Origin of the sequence: Branchiibius hedensis (assembly GCF_900108585.1) — a bacterium.
In the GTDB taxonomy this organism is placed as follows: domain Bacteria; phylum Actinomycetota; class Actinomycetes; order Actinomycetales; family Dermatophilaceae; genus Branchiibius; species Branchiibius hedensis.
This window is the reverse complement of record NZ_UESZ01000001.1, coordinates 1,703,680-1,718,921: the sequence shown is the minus strand read 5'-3', so window position 1 is coordinate 1,718,921 and position 15,242 is coordinate 1,703,680. Positions and strand designations below refer to the sequence as shown.

The 15,242-nt window shown below is 68.5% G+C and carries 16 protein-coding genes; 11 read left to right on the top strand and 5 right to left on the bottom strand.

Translation table 11 applies throughout. The features are described 5' to 3' along the window. Position 1: 1 nt before the first annotated feature. From trmB to hemW, 3 genes are read left to right on the top strand one after another with little or no spacing between them, the layout of a single operon-like run. A complete protein-coding gene (gene trmB, locus DR843_RS08420) occupies positions 2–793 on the top strand; it encodes a tRNA (guanosine(46)-N7)-methyltransferase TrmB (protein ID WP_109684956.1) in 792 nt (263 codons plus the stop codon). Further along, positions 790–1,284, top strand: coding sequence for a hotdog fold domain-containing protein (locus DR843_RS08415; protein WP_109684955.1), 495 nt, complete (start codon positions 790–792; stop codon positions 1,282–1,284). The genes trmB and DR843_RS08415 overlap by 4 nt, the downstream gene beginning before the upstream one ends. Then, on the top strand, positions 1,284–2,504 hold the full coding sequence (gene hemW / locus DR843_RS08410) for a radical SAM family heme chaperone HemW (RefSeq protein WP_109684954.1): 1,221 nt from the start codon (positions 1,284–1,286) through the stop codon (positions 2,502–2,504). The genes DR843_RS08415 and hemW overlap by 1 nt, the downstream gene beginning before the upstream one ends. 49 nt (positions 2,505–2,553) lie before the next feature. On the opposite strand, the gene nadC is transcribed toward hemW, so the two are convergent. The 5 genes from nadC to DR843_RS08385 all read right to left on the bottom strand — a co-directional run bounded on the left by nadC (position 2,554) and on the right by DR843_RS08385 (position 7,725). Further along, a complete protein-coding gene (nadC, locus tag DR843_RS08405; protein ID WP_109684953.1) occupies positions 2,554–3,435 on the bottom strand; it encodes a carboxylating nicotinate-nucleotide diphosphorylase in 882 nt (293 codons plus the stop codon). Continuing rightward, on the bottom strand, positions 3,432–4,865 hold the full coding sequence (locus tag DR843_RS08400) for an L-aspartate oxidase (RefSeq protein WP_109684952.1): 1,434 nt from the start codon (positions 4,863–4,865) through the stop codon (positions 3,432–3,434). The genes nadC and DR843_RS08400 overlap by 4 nt, the downstream gene beginning before the upstream one ends. Beyond that, positions 4,865–5,824: a quinolinate synthase NadA gene (gene nadA / locus DR843_RS08395; RefSeq protein WP_109684951.1), complete on the bottom strand. Its 960-nt coding sequence runs from the start codon at positions 5,822–5,824 to the stop codon at positions 4,865–4,867. The genes DR843_RS08400 and nadA overlap by 1 nt, the downstream gene beginning before the upstream one ends. Before the next feature lie 136 nt (positions 5,825–5,960). Continuing rightward, the gene (locus DR843_RS08390; protein WP_109684950.1) at positions 5,961–6,872 is read right to left on the bottom strand and encodes an NUDIX hydrolase; all 912 of its coding nucleotides are present in this window, start codon (positions 6,870–6,872) and stop codon (positions 5,961–5,963) included. After that, positions 6,865–7,725, bottom strand: a complete 861-nt coding sequence (locus tag DR843_RS08385) for a DUF3097 domain-containing protein (protein ID WP_109684949.1) — start codon at positions 7,723–7,725, stop codon at positions 6,865–6,867. The genes DR843_RS08390 and DR843_RS08385 overlap by 8 nt, the downstream gene beginning before the upstream one ends. A 95-nt stretch (positions 7,726–7,820) precedes the next feature. On the opposite strand from DR843_RS08385, the gene hrcA reads away from it, so the two are divergent. From hrcA to DR843_RS08345, 8 genes are read left to right on the top strand one after another with little or no spacing between them, the layout of a single operon-like run. Then, complete coding sequence (gene hrcA / locus DR843_RS08380; protein ID WP_109684948.1) at positions 7,821–8,840, top strand: heat-inducible transcriptional repressor HrcA; 1,020 nt, start codon at positions 7,821–7,823, stop codon at positions 8,838–8,840. 5 nt (positions 8,841–8,845) lie between these two features. Continuing rightward, positions 8,846–9,976: a molecular chaperone DnaJ gene (gene dnaJ / locus DR843_RS08375; protein WP_109684947.1), complete on the top strand. Its 1,131-nt coding sequence runs from the start codon at positions 8,846–8,848 to the stop codon at positions 9,974–9,976. 4 nt (positions 9,977–9,980) lie between these two features. Further along, on the top strand, positions 9,981–10,730 hold the full coding sequence (locus DR843_RS08370; RefSeq protein WP_109684946.1) for a 16S rRNA (uracil(1498)-N(3))-methyltransferase: 750 nt from the start codon (positions 9,981–9,983) through the stop codon (positions 10,728–10,730). 12 nt (positions 10,731–10,742) lie between these two features. After that, positions 10,743–11,759, top strand: a complete 1,017-nt coding sequence (locus DR843_RS08365) for a PhoH family protein (protein WP_109684945.1) — start codon at positions 10,743–10,745, stop codon at positions 11,757–11,759. Further along, on the top strand, positions 11,756–12,250 hold the full coding sequence (ybeY, locus tag DR843_RS08360) for an rRNA maturation RNase YbeY (protein ID WP_109684944.1): 495 nt from the start codon (positions 11,756–11,758) through the stop codon (positions 12,248–12,250). Before DR843_RS08365 ends, ybeY begins: the two co-directional genes overlap by 4 nt. Before the next feature lie 7 nt (positions 12,251–12,257). Then, a complete protein-coding gene (locus DR843_RS08355) occupies positions 12,258–13,553 on the top strand; it encodes a hemolysin family protein (protein WP_109684943.1) in 1,296 nt (431 codons plus the stop codon). After that, positions 13,550–14,476: a GTPase Era gene (gene era, locus DR843_RS08350; protein ID WP_109684942.1), complete on the top strand. Its 927-nt coding sequence runs from the start codon at positions 13,550–13,552 to the stop codon at positions 14,474–14,476. Before DR843_RS08355 ends, era begins: the two co-directional genes overlap by 4 nt. Then, positions 14,476–15,234 (top strand): class I SAM-dependent methyltransferase, encoded by a 759-nt coding sequence (locus DR843_RS08345; protein ID WP_109684941.1) that lies wholly within the window; start codon positions 14,476–14,478, stop codon positions 15,232–15,234. The genes era and DR843_RS08345 overlap by 1 nt, the downstream gene beginning before the upstream one ends. Positions 15,235–15,242 lie beyond the last annotated feature (8 nt).

Below are 15,242 nucleotides of genomic sequence, written 5' to 3'. Positions count from 1 at the left end.
GATGTCTGCTGCGCCGCAGGTTGACTCGCGCCCGCCAACACCGACCCGCTCCTACACCCGCCGCGGCGGCCGGATGCCGCAGCGGCATCATCGTGCGCTGCAAAACCATTCGCAGGCCTACCTTCTCGACGTCCCGATGGACGGTACGACGGTCGCGGCGGGGGCGCCGTTCGACCAGCTGGCGGCGTTCGGGCGTCGGGCTCCACTGGTGGTCGAGGTCGGGGGCGGCGCGGGCGATTGCATCGTGGCAGCGGCAGCAGCTGACCCGGGTCGCGACTTCTTGGGGATCGAGGTCTGGCGTCCCGGCATCGCCCAGACCGTGGCGAAGGCCGCCCACGCCGGTGTCGAGAACCTGCGGTTGTTGCCGGCCGACGCGCTGCCCACGGTGCGCGACTTCCTGCCAGCAGGTGCTGTCGATGAGCTGTGGACCTTCTTTCCCGATCCCTGGCCGAAGACCAAGCATCACAAGCGACGCCTGGTGCAGGCAGAGTTCGCCGCCGTGGTCGCCCGCGTTCTCGTCGATGGCGGTAGCTGGCGGCTGGCCAGCGATTGGGCCGACTACGCCTGGCAGATCCGAGACGTCGTGGAGGGTGATCCGGACTTTGAGAACCCCTACCGCGGCCGCCTCGCCGACCCGGGCGACGGCGAGGTCGACCCGCGCGGCGAGCACGGCGGTTTCGCGCCGCGCTTCGACGGACGGGTGATGACGCGGTTCGAACGCAAGGGCCTACAGGCCGACCGCATCATCCGCGACGTTCACGTCCGCCGTATCCCACGAGAGAGAATCCAGTGACCGCCGTTTACGACGCTTATCGCAAGGCCTGTGCCAAACCCTTTGGTCGGCAGGCGTTTTCACTGGCCTACATGTTCAAGGCGCCGTACTTCTCAACCGTACGACCGTGGATCCAGCAGATGGAACCCAACCGGGCCGTCGTGCGCATCCGCAAACGGTGGCACGTGCAGAACCACATCGGCACGGTGCACGCGCTCGCCATCGCCAACGCGATGGAGGCGGCCATGGGTCTGGTCGCCGAGGCCACCATTCCGGCGGATCTGCGGTGGCTGCCGCGCGGGATCGAACTGGACTACCTGACCAAGACTCCGGGCGACGTCACCTGCACCGCGCAGACCGACCCCGCCGACTGGGCCAAGGAACCACCCTTCGACGTCCCGGTGCGGGTGACGGCCACGCTCGACGACGGGACGGTCGTGGTGCGCGGGGTGATTCCGATCTACGTGTCGCAGATCAAGACGGCGACCGAGAAGGCCGCCCAGCCCGCCTGATGCCGATCCTGCCCGAGGGTGAACCGGTGCCGGCCGACGGCTCCCTGCCTACGCACGCGTTGGACGGTTTGGCACAGCGCTCGTTCGGCATCTACCTGCACGTGCCGTTCTGCTCGGTGCGCTGTGGCTATTGCGATTTCAACACCTACACCCTGGGCGAGCTGGGACCAGGAGCCTCAATTGCGTCGTACGCCGATTCAGCCCTCGCCGAGGTCCGGTTGGCTCACCGAGTACTTGGCCAAACACCCCCCGTATCAACGGTATTCATTGGCGGCGGGACACCGACGATGCTCGCCGCCGACGACTTGGTGCGGCTGCTGGACGGGGTGCGTCAGGAGTTCGGCCTGAGCGAGGAGGTCGAAGTCACGACCGAGGCGAACCCGGACTCGGTGACGCCCGAGAGTCTGCAGCGGTTGGCCGACGGTGGCTTCACCCGGGTGAGTCTGGGGATGCAGTCGGCGGTGCCAGAGGTCTTGGCTACGTTGGATCGCACGCACGACCCGGCGGGGGTGGGCCGGGCGGTCGATGCCGCACGAACCGCCGGGCTGCAGGTCAGTCTCGATCTCATCTACGGCACGCCGGGGGAATCGCTGGCGGACTGGCAAACAAGCCTCGACGCCGCTGCTGCGTTGGAGCCCGATCACATCAGCGCGTACGCGTTGACGGTTGAGGACGGGACGGCGCTGGCGCGCAAAGTCCGTCGCGGGGAGTTGCCGATGCCGACGGGCGACGATGAGGCGGACAAGTATGAGCTCGCCGAATCAGTCCTGTCCGCAGCGGGTTTCGGCTGGTATGAGATCAGCAACTGGTCCCGCTCCGAGGCGACACGATGCCGGCACAACGAGGCCTACTGGTCGGGCGGCAACTGGTGGGGCGTCGGACCGGGGGCGCACAGTCACGTCGGGGGAGTGCGGTGGTGGAACGTCAAACACCCCGTGCGCTACGCGGCGCTGGTGCGCGACGGCGACAGCCCAGGTGCAGGGCGCGAGATCCTCGATGAGCAACAACAGGAACACGAGCGGGTCCTGCTCGGTATCCGCCGGATCGAGGGACTTGCTTTGCAATCCCTTGACCCGCAGGCGCGTTCGGCGGTCGCGGAGTTGATCTCGGACGGCTTGGTCGTCCCTGGTCCGGCGCTGCGTCGGCCGGGACGGGTGGTCCTGACCGTCCGCGGTCGACTATTGGCGGACACCGTCGTGCGTCGGCTGCTGGGGTGGTGACGGCGCATGCTCAGCATCGTTGACGCGGACTTCACCGACCCGCTATGACTCATCCGAGGTCGCGCAGGTCGAGACCGAGGTCAAGGCAGCGGACACTGTGGGTGAGCGCACCGACCGAGATCACGTCGACGCCGGCTTCGGCGAGCCCGCGCACGGTTTCCTCGCGTACTCCGCCGGAGGCCTCCACGACCAATGGCGCTGCGTGCGCCCGGACCATGCCGACGCCCTGGGCCAACTCTTCCGGTCCCATGTTGTCCAACAGCACGGCGTGCACCACGGGAGGACGGTCATCGGCGAGCCGTTGCGCGTCGTACTTCAACAGGGTCGCCAACTGATCCAGGGTGTCGACCTCGACCTCGACCCGCACCAGGTGCGATGCGTGCGCGGCGAGCCGATCCAGCACGGGAACCAGCCCACCGCCGAGGCCGATGTGGTTGTCCTTGACCAGGATCGCGTCATGCAGACCGAACCGGTGGTTGACGCCACCGCCCGCCACGACGGCCGCCTTCTCCAGGGCGCGCAGTCCGGGCGTCGTCTTGCGGGTGTCCGCAATGACCGCTTTGGTGCCTGCCACGAGCTCGACGAATCCGGCTGTGCGCGTGGCGATTCCAGTGAGGTGCCCGAGCAGGTTGAGTGCGGTTCGCTCGCCGGTGAGGATGGATCGGGCGCTCCCGGTGAAGGATCCGATGACGGTGCCAGCCTCGAAACGGTCGCCGTCCTGCACCTGCCAGTCGACGACGACCGAGGGGTCGACCTCTGCGAAGGTCGCGACACCCGTGGCAGTCCCGGCGAGCACACCGGGTTCACGAGCGACGACGTACGCCGTGCCGTGGGCCTCGGCGGGAACTGTCACCTGGCTGGTCAGATCGCCGACCAGTCCCAGGTCCTCCGCCAGTGCCGTTCGCACAACCCGCTGAAGTTCGGCGCTCATGCGCTCACCGCCAGCACCGGCTCGTCGGTGCGCCGATGGGCGCCGACACTCAACGGGTGGGCCAGGGCCGAGCGGGCGATCAACCACCCGACGTACGCCGCATCGCTGGTGCCGGTGAGCGGCGCCAATCGGTCGACCGCGAGTTGCAGCCCCTCGGCGTCACGCAGCACACCGCAGTAGGTGTCCAGCGTTTCGCGGACCGCAGCGAGCACGGCGGGGTCATGCTGCGAATCACTCGACGCCACAACGGAGTCCGGGTCAGCGCCGGCGCGGACCGGCCAGGTGCCATCGAAGGCATCGGCCGAAGCAGCCGCCGCTTGCCCGGTGACGACGGCTTCGAGTAGTGAGTTCGACGCCAGGCGGTTCGCGCCGTGCAGGCCGGTGCGGCTGCACTCTCCGACCGCCCACAACCCGGGCACGCTGGTGCGCGCAGCCGCGTCCGTGGTGATGCCACCCATGCTGAAGTGCAGCGCGGGCCGGACAGGCAGCAGGTCCGTCGCGATGTCCAGGCCATGCTCGGCCGCGAGAGTCGTGACCGAGGGGAATCGCGTTGTCACATCGGCGATCTCGCGAGCATCGAGCACGACGCGTCGACCCTCCGTCAACTGCTCCCAGACGGCCGCAGCGACGATGTCTCGGGGCTGCAACTCATCGACGAACCGGCGTCCGTCGGCCAGCAGCACCGCTCCGGCGCCCCGCAGCGCCTCGGTGAGCAACGGCATCGGATCGGCGCCGACGTCGAGGGCCGTGGGGTGGAACTGCACCAGGTGCAGGTCGTCGGTGCGGGCGCCGATCCGCGCGGCCAGCGCCACGCCGCGACCGGTGGCCGTGATCGGATTGGTGGTGTGTGCGAATAGGCCACCCACTCCACCGGTGGCGAGGACGACCCGGTCGGTGGGCAGGTGTTCGACAAGGCCAGTGCGTTCGTCGCGCACGTCGACCCCAGTGATACGACCGGCGTGAGTGGCAAGGGAGACGGCCGTGCTGAACTCGCGAACCGTCACGGACGGCAGGTCGGCGACGAGGCCGGCCATCACCCTGGTGATCGTGGCGCCGCTGTGATCACCAGCGTGGGCGACGCGGTGCCGGCCGTGGCCGCCCTCGAGGGCGAGGTCGAAGTCTCCACTCGGCGTACGGTCGAATGGCACTCCCAGCCGGGCGAGTTCGCGCACAACGTCGGGCGCGGCGGCGGTGATGCGGTCGATGACCTGCCGGTCGCCGTACCGCGCGCCGGCCACGAACGTGTCCTGCGCGTGCAGGGTGGGTCGGTCGTCGGCGCCCAAGGCCGCGGCCACGCCGCCCTGCGCCCACATTGACGCGGCGCCGCCGGTGAGTGGGCCGCTGGTGATCAGGACGCACGGCTGGGGAGCGAGCGCCCAGGCGGTGGTCAGTCCGGCCAGCCCGGACCCCACGATGACGACGGGTTCCATCAGCGCACCTCCAGCATCCGCTCGATGGCCCGCCGCGCCGGAGCCTCCAGCGCGGGGTCCAGGGTGATCTCGTGCTGACCGAGTTCCAGGCTGCGCCGGATCGCGGCCAGCGTGTTGCGCTTCATGTGCGGGCACAGGTTGCACGGTCGGACGAACTCGACGTCCGGGTTGTCGGCGGCCACGTTGTCGCTCATCGAGCACTCGGTGATCAGTGCGACCCGGCGCGGCTGGTTGCGGACCACGAAGTCCTGCATCTGCGCGGTGGATCCGGCGTAGTCCGCCTCGGCGACGACCGGCGGCGGGCACTCGGGGTGCGCCAGCACGGTCACGCCGGGGAAGTCGTCGCGGATCTGGCGGATGTCAGCGGGCGTGAAGCGTTCGTGGACCTCGCAGGCACCGGGGTGCGTGATGACCTCGACACCGGTGCGGGCGGCGATGTTCCGCGCCAGGTACTGGTCGGGGATCATGATGACCTTGTCAACGCCGAGGGACTCGATGATCTCGACCGCGTTGCCGGACGTGCAGCAGATGTCGCTGGCGGCTTTGACCGCGGCGGAGGTGTTGACGTAGGTCACGACCGGGACGCCCGGGTGCTGGCGGCGCAGCTCGGCAATGTCTGCAGGAGTGATGGATTCGGCCAGCGAGCAACCGGAGCGAAGGTCGGGCAACAGCACCCGCTTGCTGGGGTTCAGCAGTTTGGCGGTCTCGGCCATGAAGTGCACGCCGGCCAGCACGATGGTGCTCGCTTCGACGGTCTGTGCTTCGCGGGCCAGGGCCAGGGAGTCCCCGACGATGTCCGCGACACCGTGGAAGACCTCCGGGGTCATGTAGTTGTGCGCCAGGATCACCGCGTCGTGCTCGCGCTTGAGGGCCTCGATCGCCCGGATCTCCGGCTCGACCATGGCCCACTCGACCGGCGGGATGTGGCTACGGACCTTGTCGTATGTGGCGATGGACATTGCGCCCTCCTCGGCGACATGTGCTCAGTGTGAGCATTTGCTACGAGTGAGCATAACGCGGCCGGGTTCGCGCTGGCCAATCGGGCCGCCCGGTGCGTGTCGAGTGGTGGGCTGTGGTCGCGCTCGCCGACAACGGTCAGCGGGGCAGCGGCAGCTTGGTCCCGGCCTGCTCGCGCTCGGTGAAGACCTCGCGCCGGAACCGGTAGAGCGCTGCCGGTCGCCCGCCGGTCGAGCGGGTCGAGCCACCCGTCGGCTCGACGAGTTCTTGAGCGGCGATCGCGCGGCGGAAGTTCTGTTTGTGCACCCGGACACCGCCCAGCGCCTCCAAAACCTCCTGCAACTGACCGAGGGTGAACTCCGGGTCCATCAGCTCGAAGACCAGCGGCCGGTGCTGCAGGCGTGAGCGCAGACGCGACAGTGCCGTCGCGAGAATGCGCCGGTGGTCGGCCTTCATGGTGGGCCCGGTGAGGCTCAAAGCACCTGTGCCACAGGGGGATTCGAGAACAAGACCGGCTTCCCACAGCAGTTCGTATCGTTGCAGCGCGAGCTCGCTGCGCCAGCCGGAACCGTCCAGCCCGAACTGGTAGGCCACCCGCTCCTGCCGGACCACGTCGGTCCCTGCCCATCGGCCGAGCGCGGTGTGGATCTCCTGGGACAGCCGGTCGGCCGGTGCGTCGTCGGCCAGGTGGCGGCGATCCTCCCAGGGCAGCAGGTCGTAGATGCTGGCCCACCCGTCCTGTTGTTCGTCGGCGCGCGTCAGACCCAGATAGCTGATCGAGATCTCTCGTACCGCGTCGTCGGTGCGGCCCAGGTCGGCGAAGGTGTAGAGCTGCTCGACGTAACCCAGGGTCGCGCCGGTCTGGTCCCGGACGAAGGCGCGTGCGCCCTCCTGCAGCGAGTCGTGATCCGTGCGCAGCGGTCCCGACGGCAACGCGGGGGGACGGCCGCCGGCCAGGACTCGTGGCACCACCGCGCCGGTCGTGCCACCGGTGACCGCGACGACGACCGCAACGAGTTCGGCGCGAATGCCGGCGGCCGGGTCAGCCATCGCCGGGGTCGGTGACGAAGTCGATGAGTTCCTCGACCCGGCCGAGCAGTTCCGGTTCCAGGTCGGAGTAGCTGCGGACCGTGCCGAGGATCTTCTTCCAGCCGGTCGCCACGTCCGCCTGGGAGGAGTTCGGCCAGCCGAGCTGCGCCAGAACACCCTTCTTCCATTCGATGGAGCGGGGGATGACCGGCCAACTGGACCAGCCGAGGCGGTCGGGGCGGACCGACTGCCACACGTCCACGAACGGATGACCGACGACCAGGACGTCCGAGCCGCCGTACGCCGCCAGCGCCGAGCGCACCAGGCGATCTTCTTTGCTGCCGGTCACGAGGTGATCCACCAGCACCCCCATCCGGCGGCCGGGGCCGGGGGAGAAGGCGGCGATCACGTCCTGGAGATGGTCGACACCTTCGAGGAGTTCGACGACGACACCTTCCACCCGCAGGTCGTCTCCCCACACTTTCTCCACCAGTTCCGCGTCGTGGCGTCCCTCGACGAAGATCCGCGAGCCCACCGCGACGCGGGCGGCGGTGTCGACGGCCACCGAGCCACTCGCCGTACGGGACGGACGCGCGGGAGCCGAGGCGGCCCGGGGGGCGGTGAGGACCACGGGTTGCCCTTCGACCAGGAAGCCCGGACCGAGGCGGAACGCGCGGGTCTTCCCGTGCCGGTCCTCCAGGTGCACCACGTGCATGCCACCAGCCTTCTCGACGCGTACGACGGCGCCACACCAGCCGGTCTCCAGGTCCTCCACGACCAGGCCCGGATCGGCGCTCTGTTCGCGGGAGCGGGTTCGCCCGTGCGCCCGCCAGTCGCCGGAGAGGACGTCAGCGCCGTACCGATCGGAGGTCACGACGGCAACGGTAGAGCAACGCAGCCCTTTTTCAGACGTAGACTTGGCACTCGAACAACACGAGTGCCAACGACCAACTGGCGAAGGAGGATGCCGTGAGCGAAGAACGCCGTCTGGAAGTGCTGCGGGCCATCGTCCAGGACTACGTGGCCACCTCGGAACCGGTCGGCTCCAAGGCCCTCTTGGAGCGCCACCAACTCGGGGTGAGCGCGGCCACGGTGCGCGGCGACATGGCCGCACTGGAGGACGACGGGCTGATCAGTGCCCCGCACACCTCCGCCGGGCGAATCCCCACGGATGCCGGCTACCGGCTCTTCGTGGACCGGCTCAGCACCGTCAAACCGCTCAGCCGCGCGGAGAAGTCCGCCATCCAGACCTTCCTGGCCCAATCGGTGGACCTCGACGACGTGGTCGACCGCAGCACCCGGCTGCTTGCGTCGCTGACCAATCAGGTCGCCGTGATGCAGTACCCGTCGGTGACGTCCGCGAGCGTGCGGCACGTGGAGCTGGTCCCGATGGCCGGCAACCGGCTGCTGGTGGTGCTGATCTTGTCCACCGGGCGCGTCGAACAACGCGTCGTGCCGGTGCCCTCGGACCTCACCGATCAGACCGACCTGCTCGCCCAGCTTCGTACCCGGGTCAACGAGGCCGTCGTCGGCCGACGACGCACCGACGCGGTCAGCGCGATCAACGACCTCGCGGTGCCGCTGGCCCAGCAGCTGCCGCAGGCCGACCAGGGCATGCTCGGCCAGATCCTGGCCGAGGTGACCTCGGCGCTGCAGATCCTGGGCGACGAGCGGGTGGTCATGGCGGGCCGGGCCAACCTGGCCAAGTCCGCGACCGACGTACGCACCTTGGCGCCGGTGCTGGAGGCCCTGGAACAGCACGTCATCCTGCTGAAACTGCTCGGCCACCTCGAGGCAGACGGTGACAACTTGGTGATGGTGCGGATCGGCGCCGAGAACGACGTCGCCGACCTGCAGAGCACCTCGGTGATCAGCACGACTTATCAAACCGGGGGTCTAGGCGTCGTCGGACCGACGCGGATGGACTACCCCGCCACGATGGCCGCCGTCCGCGCGGTCGCCCGTTACGTCTCAGAGATTCTGGAGTGACATCAGTGAACGACTACTACGGCGACCTGGGCGTCTCCCGGGACGCTTCGCCGGAGGAGATCAAGCGCGCCTACCGGCGGCTGGCCCGCAAACTGCACCCGGACGTCAACCCGGGCGAGGATGCCGCCGAGCAGTTCAAGAAGGTCTCGCAGGCCTACGAAGTCCTGTCCGACCCCGAGAAGCGCCAGTCCTACGACATGGGCGCCGACCCGTTTGCGGCCGGCGGCGGCGGACCGGCCGGCTTCGGTGCCGGATTCTCCTTCTCCGATGTGATGGACGCCTTCTTCGGCGGCGCGGGCGCCGCCGGTGGTGGCGCCGGCCCGCGCTCGCGGGTGCAGCGCGGTCAGGATGCCTTGCTGCCGTTGGACATTGACCTCAAGGTCGCCGTCTTCGGTGGCGCCGAGGACCTGACCTACGACACCGCCGTGGTCTGCCAGACCTGCCACGGGGACGGTTCACGGCCCGGCACCGGTCGACGTACCTGCGACGTCTGCAAGGGCGCCGGGCAGGTCCAGCAGGTGCAGCGCACCTTCCTCGGCCAGGTCATGACCGCCCGGGCGTGCCAGGCGTGCCGCGGCTACGGCGAGGTCATCACCGACCCGTGCTTCGACTGCTCCGGCGAGGGCCGGGTCCGCGACCGCAAGACCATCTCGATCAAGGTGCCCGCGGGCGTCGACACCGGCACCCGGATCCAGTTGTCCGGGCACGGCGAGGTCGGCCCGGGCGGGGGACCGGCGGGCGACCTGTACGTCGAGATCCGGGTCACCAAGCACCCCACCTTCGAACGGCGCCGGGACGACCTGCACTGCAGCGTCGATCTGCCGATGACCGCTGCCGCGCTGGGCACGACGCTCAGCCTGGACACTCTGGACGGGCCGCGCGACGTCGCGGTCAAACCGGGCACCCAGGCCGGCGACGTCGTGACCCTCGCCGGGCTCGGCGTGACCCACCTGCGGACCACCAGCCGCGGCGACCTGATGGTGCACCTCAATGTGCGCACGCCCACCAAGCTGGACCCCGAGCAGGAGGAGTTGCTGCGGCAACTGGCCAAGGTTCGCGACGAGGAGCGACCCGAACCGGTCTTCCAGCGCGCCGACAAGGGTCTGTTCGGCCGGTTGAAGGACGCCTGGAAGTAGTCCGGTGACCGCACCGCTGTTCTTCGCCGACGACCTTGCCGGTTCCCGGGTCGGCGACCTGGTGCTGCTGGCCGGGGAGGAGGGTCGGCACGCTGCGGTCGTGCGACGGCTGACGGCCGGCGAACCCATCCAACTCGCCGACGGTGGTGGGCTGGTGCTGACCGGCGTGGTCGAGACCGTCGACGGACCGAGTCTGCAGGTGCGGATCCAGCAGGTACGCCGCGAGGCCGACCCCGCGCCCGCGTTCACCTTGGTGCAGGCGCTGGCCAAGGGTGACCGCGACGACCAGGCCATCGAGGCCGCCACCGAACTCGGCGTCGACACGATCGTGCCGTGGCAGGCCGACCGCAGCATCGTGCAGTGGCGCGGACCCCGCGGTGAGCGGGCCCTGGCCAAGTGGCGCAGTGTGGTGCGCGCGGCCGCCAAGCAGTCGCGTCGCGCGACCATCCCCGTCGTGGAGGCGCCGGTGGACTCCAAAGGCCTGGCCCGGCGTACGTCGAGTGGTCGGCTCACGCTCGTCCTGCACGAAGAGGCGACCACCCCCATCTCGGCCGTTGACCTACCTGCGGACGGGGAGGTGCTGGTCGTGGTGGGCCCCGAAGGCGGCATTTCACCTGCCGAACTGGCTGCGCTCACCGAGGCCGGAGCGATCAGCGTCCGGCTCGGACACACCGTGCTGCGCTCGTCCAGCGCCGGTCCCGCCGCGCTGGCGGTGCTGCTCGCGCGAACCCGGTGGACTGACGCACCGCATTAGAATGACGAGACGATGACCGATCAGGATCAGCCGAAAACACCCACCCACACCGTCGAGATCCCCGCCGGTGTCTCGATGGTCGCGCTGCTGGGCCCGCGCGATGAGTTGCTGCGGACCATGGAGCAGGCCTTCCCGCATCTGGGAATTCACGTGCGCGGCAACGCCTTCCGGTTGGAGGGGGACAGCGCCGACATGGCCCTCGTCGAGGAGCTACTCGACGAACTCGTCGCGATCGTGGACGCCGGCCAGCCGTTGAACCGGGACGCGGTCGAACGCTCCATCGCGATGTTGCGCGGTCAGACCCGCGAGCGGCCCGCCGATGTGCTGACGATGAACATCGTTTCCAGCCGCGGCCGGACGATCCGGCCGAAAACGCTGGGCCAGAAGGAATACGTCGACGCGATCGACGCCAACACGATCATCTTCGGCATCGGTCCGGCCGGCACCGGCAAGACCTATCTGGCGATGGCCAAGGCCGTCGCTGCGTTGCAGGCCAAGCAGGTCAACCGGATCATCCTGACCCGTCCGGCGGTCGAGGCCGGCGAGCGGTTGGGGTTCCTGCCCGGGACCCTCAACGACAAGATCGACCCCTATCTGCGACCGCTGTACGACGCGCTGCACGACATGGTCGACCCCGACTCCATTCCGCGGCTGATGGCCTCCGGCACGATCGAGGTGGCACCGCTGGCCTACATGCGCGGGCGCACCCTCAACGACGCGTTCATCATCCTGGACGAGGCACAGAACACCTCGGCCGAGCAGATGAAGATGTTCCTGACCCGCCTCGGGTTCGGCTCGAAGATGGTCATCACCGGTGACGTCACCCAGGTGGACCTGCCCGGCGGGACCACCTCCGGCCTGCGGATCATCCAGGACATCCTCGGAGACGTCGACGACATCCACTTCGCCTATCTCAGCGCGCAGGATGTCGTGCGCCACCGGCTGGTGAGCGCGATCGTCGAGGCGTACGGCTCCTGGGACGCGCACCATCCGCCGGCCTCGCTGCGACCGGCCGGTAAGCGCTCGTGAGCATCGACGTCCTCAACGAAACCGACGCAGACGTCGACCTGGAGGAGTTGCGCGACTGCGCGGCGTTCGTCATGACGCAGATGCGGGTGCATCCGCACGCCGACCTGTGTGTGCGGGTCATCGACGAACCGGCCATGGAGACCCTGCACGTGCAGTGGATGGATCTGCCGGGTCCGACCGATGTGATGAGCTTCCCGATGGACGAGTTGCGCCCCGGTCGCGACGGCGAGGACCCCGAGCCGGGCATCCTCGGGGACCTGGTCCTGTGTCCGAGTGTGGCGGCCAAACAGGCCGCCGAAGCGGGTCACAGCACCGAGGAAGAACTGTTGCTGCTGACCGTGCACGGAATCCTGCACCTGCTCGGCTTCGATCATGCGGAACCGCAGGAGCGGCAGGAGATGTTCCAGTTGCAGCGGACCCTGCTGTTGACCTTCCTGGCCAGTCAGGAGCGGCGCGAACCCACTCGGATCCAGCCGCCATCAGGGGAGTGAGCAGGTCGTGATCGTCCTGTTGGTCGTCGCGTTCGCCTCTGTCGTTGCCGGATTCTTCTTGGCGGCGATGGAGAGTTCGCTGGTCCGGATCAGCAAATCCCAGGCCCACGAACTGCTCGAGGACGGCCGCCGCGGCGCGGTCCAACTGGTGCGTCTGGTCGACCACCGCGGTGCGGTGGCCATGGTGCTGGCCTTTTTGCGGGTCGGCGCCGAGGCGACCGCAGCGGTGTTGGTCACGTTGGCGGCCGACCGGCTCTTCGACGACTTCTGGGTGACGCTTCTGGTCGCGATCGGGGTGATGGCGCTGGCGTCGTTCATCCTGGTCGGGGTCTCTCCGCGCACCTTCGGTCAACAGCACGCCACCGCGATGGCGTGCTTCGGCGCACCGATCATCAGCTTCTTCCTGACGGTCCTCGGGCCGGTCGCGCGCGGTCTGGTTGCTGTCGGCAACGCCGTCACCCCCGGCCCGGGCTTCCGCGACGGGCCGTTCGCCTCGGAAGAGGAGTTGCGCGACTTCGTCGACATGGCCACCGACTCCCAACTGATCGAGGCCGACGAGCGGCGGATGATCCACTCCGTCTTCGAACTCGGCGACACCGTGGCGCGCGAGGTGATGGTGCCGCGCACCGACATGGTGATCATCGAGAACACGAAATCACTGCGCTCGGCGATGTCGCTCTTCCTGCGGTCCGGCTTCTCCCGCGTCCCGGTCGTCGATGACGGCCCCGACGACATCGAGGGCCTGGTCTTCCTCAAGGATGTCGCCCGGCGGCTGACTCTCAATCCGGACAGTGCATCGCTACCGGTGACCGAGGTCGCCCGCGAGGTCGCGTTCGTCCCGGACAGCAAACCGATCGATGACCTGCTGCGCGAGATGCAGACCAGCAGGCAGCACTTCGCGGTGGTGATCGACGAGTACGGCGGCACGGCCGGCCTGATCACCCTCGAAGACATCATCGAGGAAGTCGTCGGCGAGATCGACGACGAATACGACCGCGTCGCACCGGGAGTCGAAGAACTGCCCGACGGCAGCGTCCGGATCCCGGCGCGAATGCCGGTGGACGACCTGGCCGAGTTGATGGACGTGACCTTGGAGGACGACGACGTCGACACCGTCGGCGGTTTGCTGGCCAAGCTGATCGGCCGGGTACCGATCCCGGGAGCGACCGCGCAGATCGCCGGTCTGCAGCTAACGGCTGATGAGATGGCCGGGCGCCGGCACCAGATTGCGACCATTCTGGTGTCACGGGTCCGGTCCGATGACGAGCCGTCCGTCGAGCATGAGGAGGTGGCAGCGCCGTGAGTGAGAAGCCGAGCGAGGACTACCACGCTGGATTCGCCTGTCTGGTGGGTCGGCCCAACGCGGGCAAGTCGACGCTGACCAACGCCCTGGTGGGGCAGAAGGTCGCCATCACCTCCAGCAAACCGCAGACCACCCGGCACACCGTGCGCGGCATCCTGACCACCGACCACGCGCAATTGGTGCTGGTGGACACTCCCGGCCTGCACAAACCGCGCACGCTGCTCGGGCAGCGCCTGAACGACGTGGTCCGAGAGACTCTGCTGGACGTGGACGTCATCGGCTTCTGCCTGCCCGCCGACCAGCGGATCGGCCCGGGGGACACCTTCATCGCCCGCGAACTCGCCGAGATCCGCCAGGGTCGGCGCCGCCCGGTCGTCGCGATCGCGACCAAGAGCGACCGGGTCGACAAAGACCGGCTCGCCCAGCACCTCGTCGCCATCGATCAGTTGGGCGACTGGGACGACATCGTGCCCTGCTCGGCGACCCGCGGCGACCAGGTCGATACCGTCGCCGAGGTCTTGATGTCACATCTGCCGGTGTCACCGCAGCTGTACCCCGCCGATGTGCACACCGACGAACCCGACGCGGTCATGATCGCCGAACTGGTCCGGGAGGCTGCGCTCGAAGGAGTGCGCGATGAGCTGCCGCACAGTCTTGCGGTGGTGGTCGAGGAGATCACCCCACGCGAAGGCCGGCCGGCCGATAAGCCGCTACTCGACGTACGGGTGAATGTGTTTGTCGAGCGCTCCAGCCAGAAGGCGATCATCATCGGCCGCGGCGGCTCGAGGCTGCGCGAGGTGGGCACCAACGCGCGTACGGCGATCGAGGAGCTGCTCGGTCAGCGCGTCTACCTGGATCTGCACGTGAAGATCGCCAAGGACTGGCAACGCGATCCCAACCAACTCAGTAAGTTGGGCTTCTGATGGCTGAAGATCCAGACACGCTCGCCTGGGCGGAGTTCGGGGAGTTCCTGCGCCAACCGGAGTCGTCCGAGGACTACATCGACCATGTTCCTTGGGACACAGCGGGTTTCGACACCACGCGTCCGTTGCTCGACATCGGTTGCGGTAGCGGTCTGACCACCCAGGTCCTTGCGCACCGCTTCACGGGCACCGAGGTCGTTGCGGTGGAGCCCGACCCGCTGATGCGCTCGCTGCTGATGCGACGGGTCGCCGACGATCAGTTGTTGCGCGAACAGGTGACGGTCGTGCCCGAGCCGATCACCGAGTGCTGGTTGCCGGCGGAGTCTGGTGGCGCGCTGCTGTTCAACGTCATCTACTTCCTGTCCGAGCCGGCTCGCGAGGCCTTCTGGGAGCGCATGTCGCAGGTGATGGTTCCGGGGGCGCCGATCCTGCTCAGCCGCTCCTACGGTGGCGTGCCGGTCACCGAGGTCCCGATGACGTTGTTGCGCAAGGCGACGATCGGCCGACAGGAGTACCAGCGCTGGTTCGCGGCCCGGCCGTTCTTCGACCAGCGCTCGCGGGAGGACCGCGTGGAGATCACCAACACCTACCGGGTGCTGCGCGACGGTGAGCAGGTCCGCGAGGTCGTCACCCGCATCACCCCGCAGGGACTGGACGAGGAAACCGTGCTGGGTGAGATCCCGATCGGTCGATTCAGTATCGAAGAGTTGGACGATCGCTACGTCGCCGTTCGCAGGGCCCCGGATCTTCGCCGCTGACGGGTGCG

Bases quoted from the DNA above. Each gene is read 5' to 3' on its own strand.
- trmB (WP_109684956.1), top strand. From the start codon at position 2: ATGTCTGCTGCGCCGCAGGTTGACTCGCGCCCGCCAACACCGACCCGC.
- hemW (WP_109684954.1), top strand. From the start codon at position 1,284: ATGCCGATCCTGCCCGAGGGTGAACCGGTGCCGGCCGACGGCTCCCTG.
- nadC (WP_109684953.1), bottom strand. From the start codon at position 3,435: ATGAGCGCCGAACTTCAGCGGGTTGTGCGAACGGCACTGGCGGAGGAC.
- DR843_RS08400 (WP_109684952.1), bottom strand. From the start codon at position 4,865: ATGGAACCCGTCGTCATCGTGGGGTCCGGGCTGGCCGGACTGACCACC.
- nadA (WP_109684951.1), bottom strand. From the start codon at position 5,824: ATGTCCATCGCCACATACGACAAGGTCCGTAGCCACATCCCGCCGGTC.
- DR843_RS08390 (WP_109684950.1), bottom strand. From the start codon at position 6,872: ATGGCTGACCCGGCCGCCGGCATTCGCGCCGAACTCGTTGCGGTCGTC.
- DR843_RS08365 (WP_109684945.1), top strand. From the start codon at position 10,743: ATGACCGATCAGGATCAGCCGAAAACACCCACCCACACCGTCGAGATC.
- DR843_RS08345 (WP_109684941.1), top strand. From the start codon at position 14,476: ATGGCTGAAGATCCAGACACGCTCGCCTGGGCGGAGTTCGGGGAGTTC.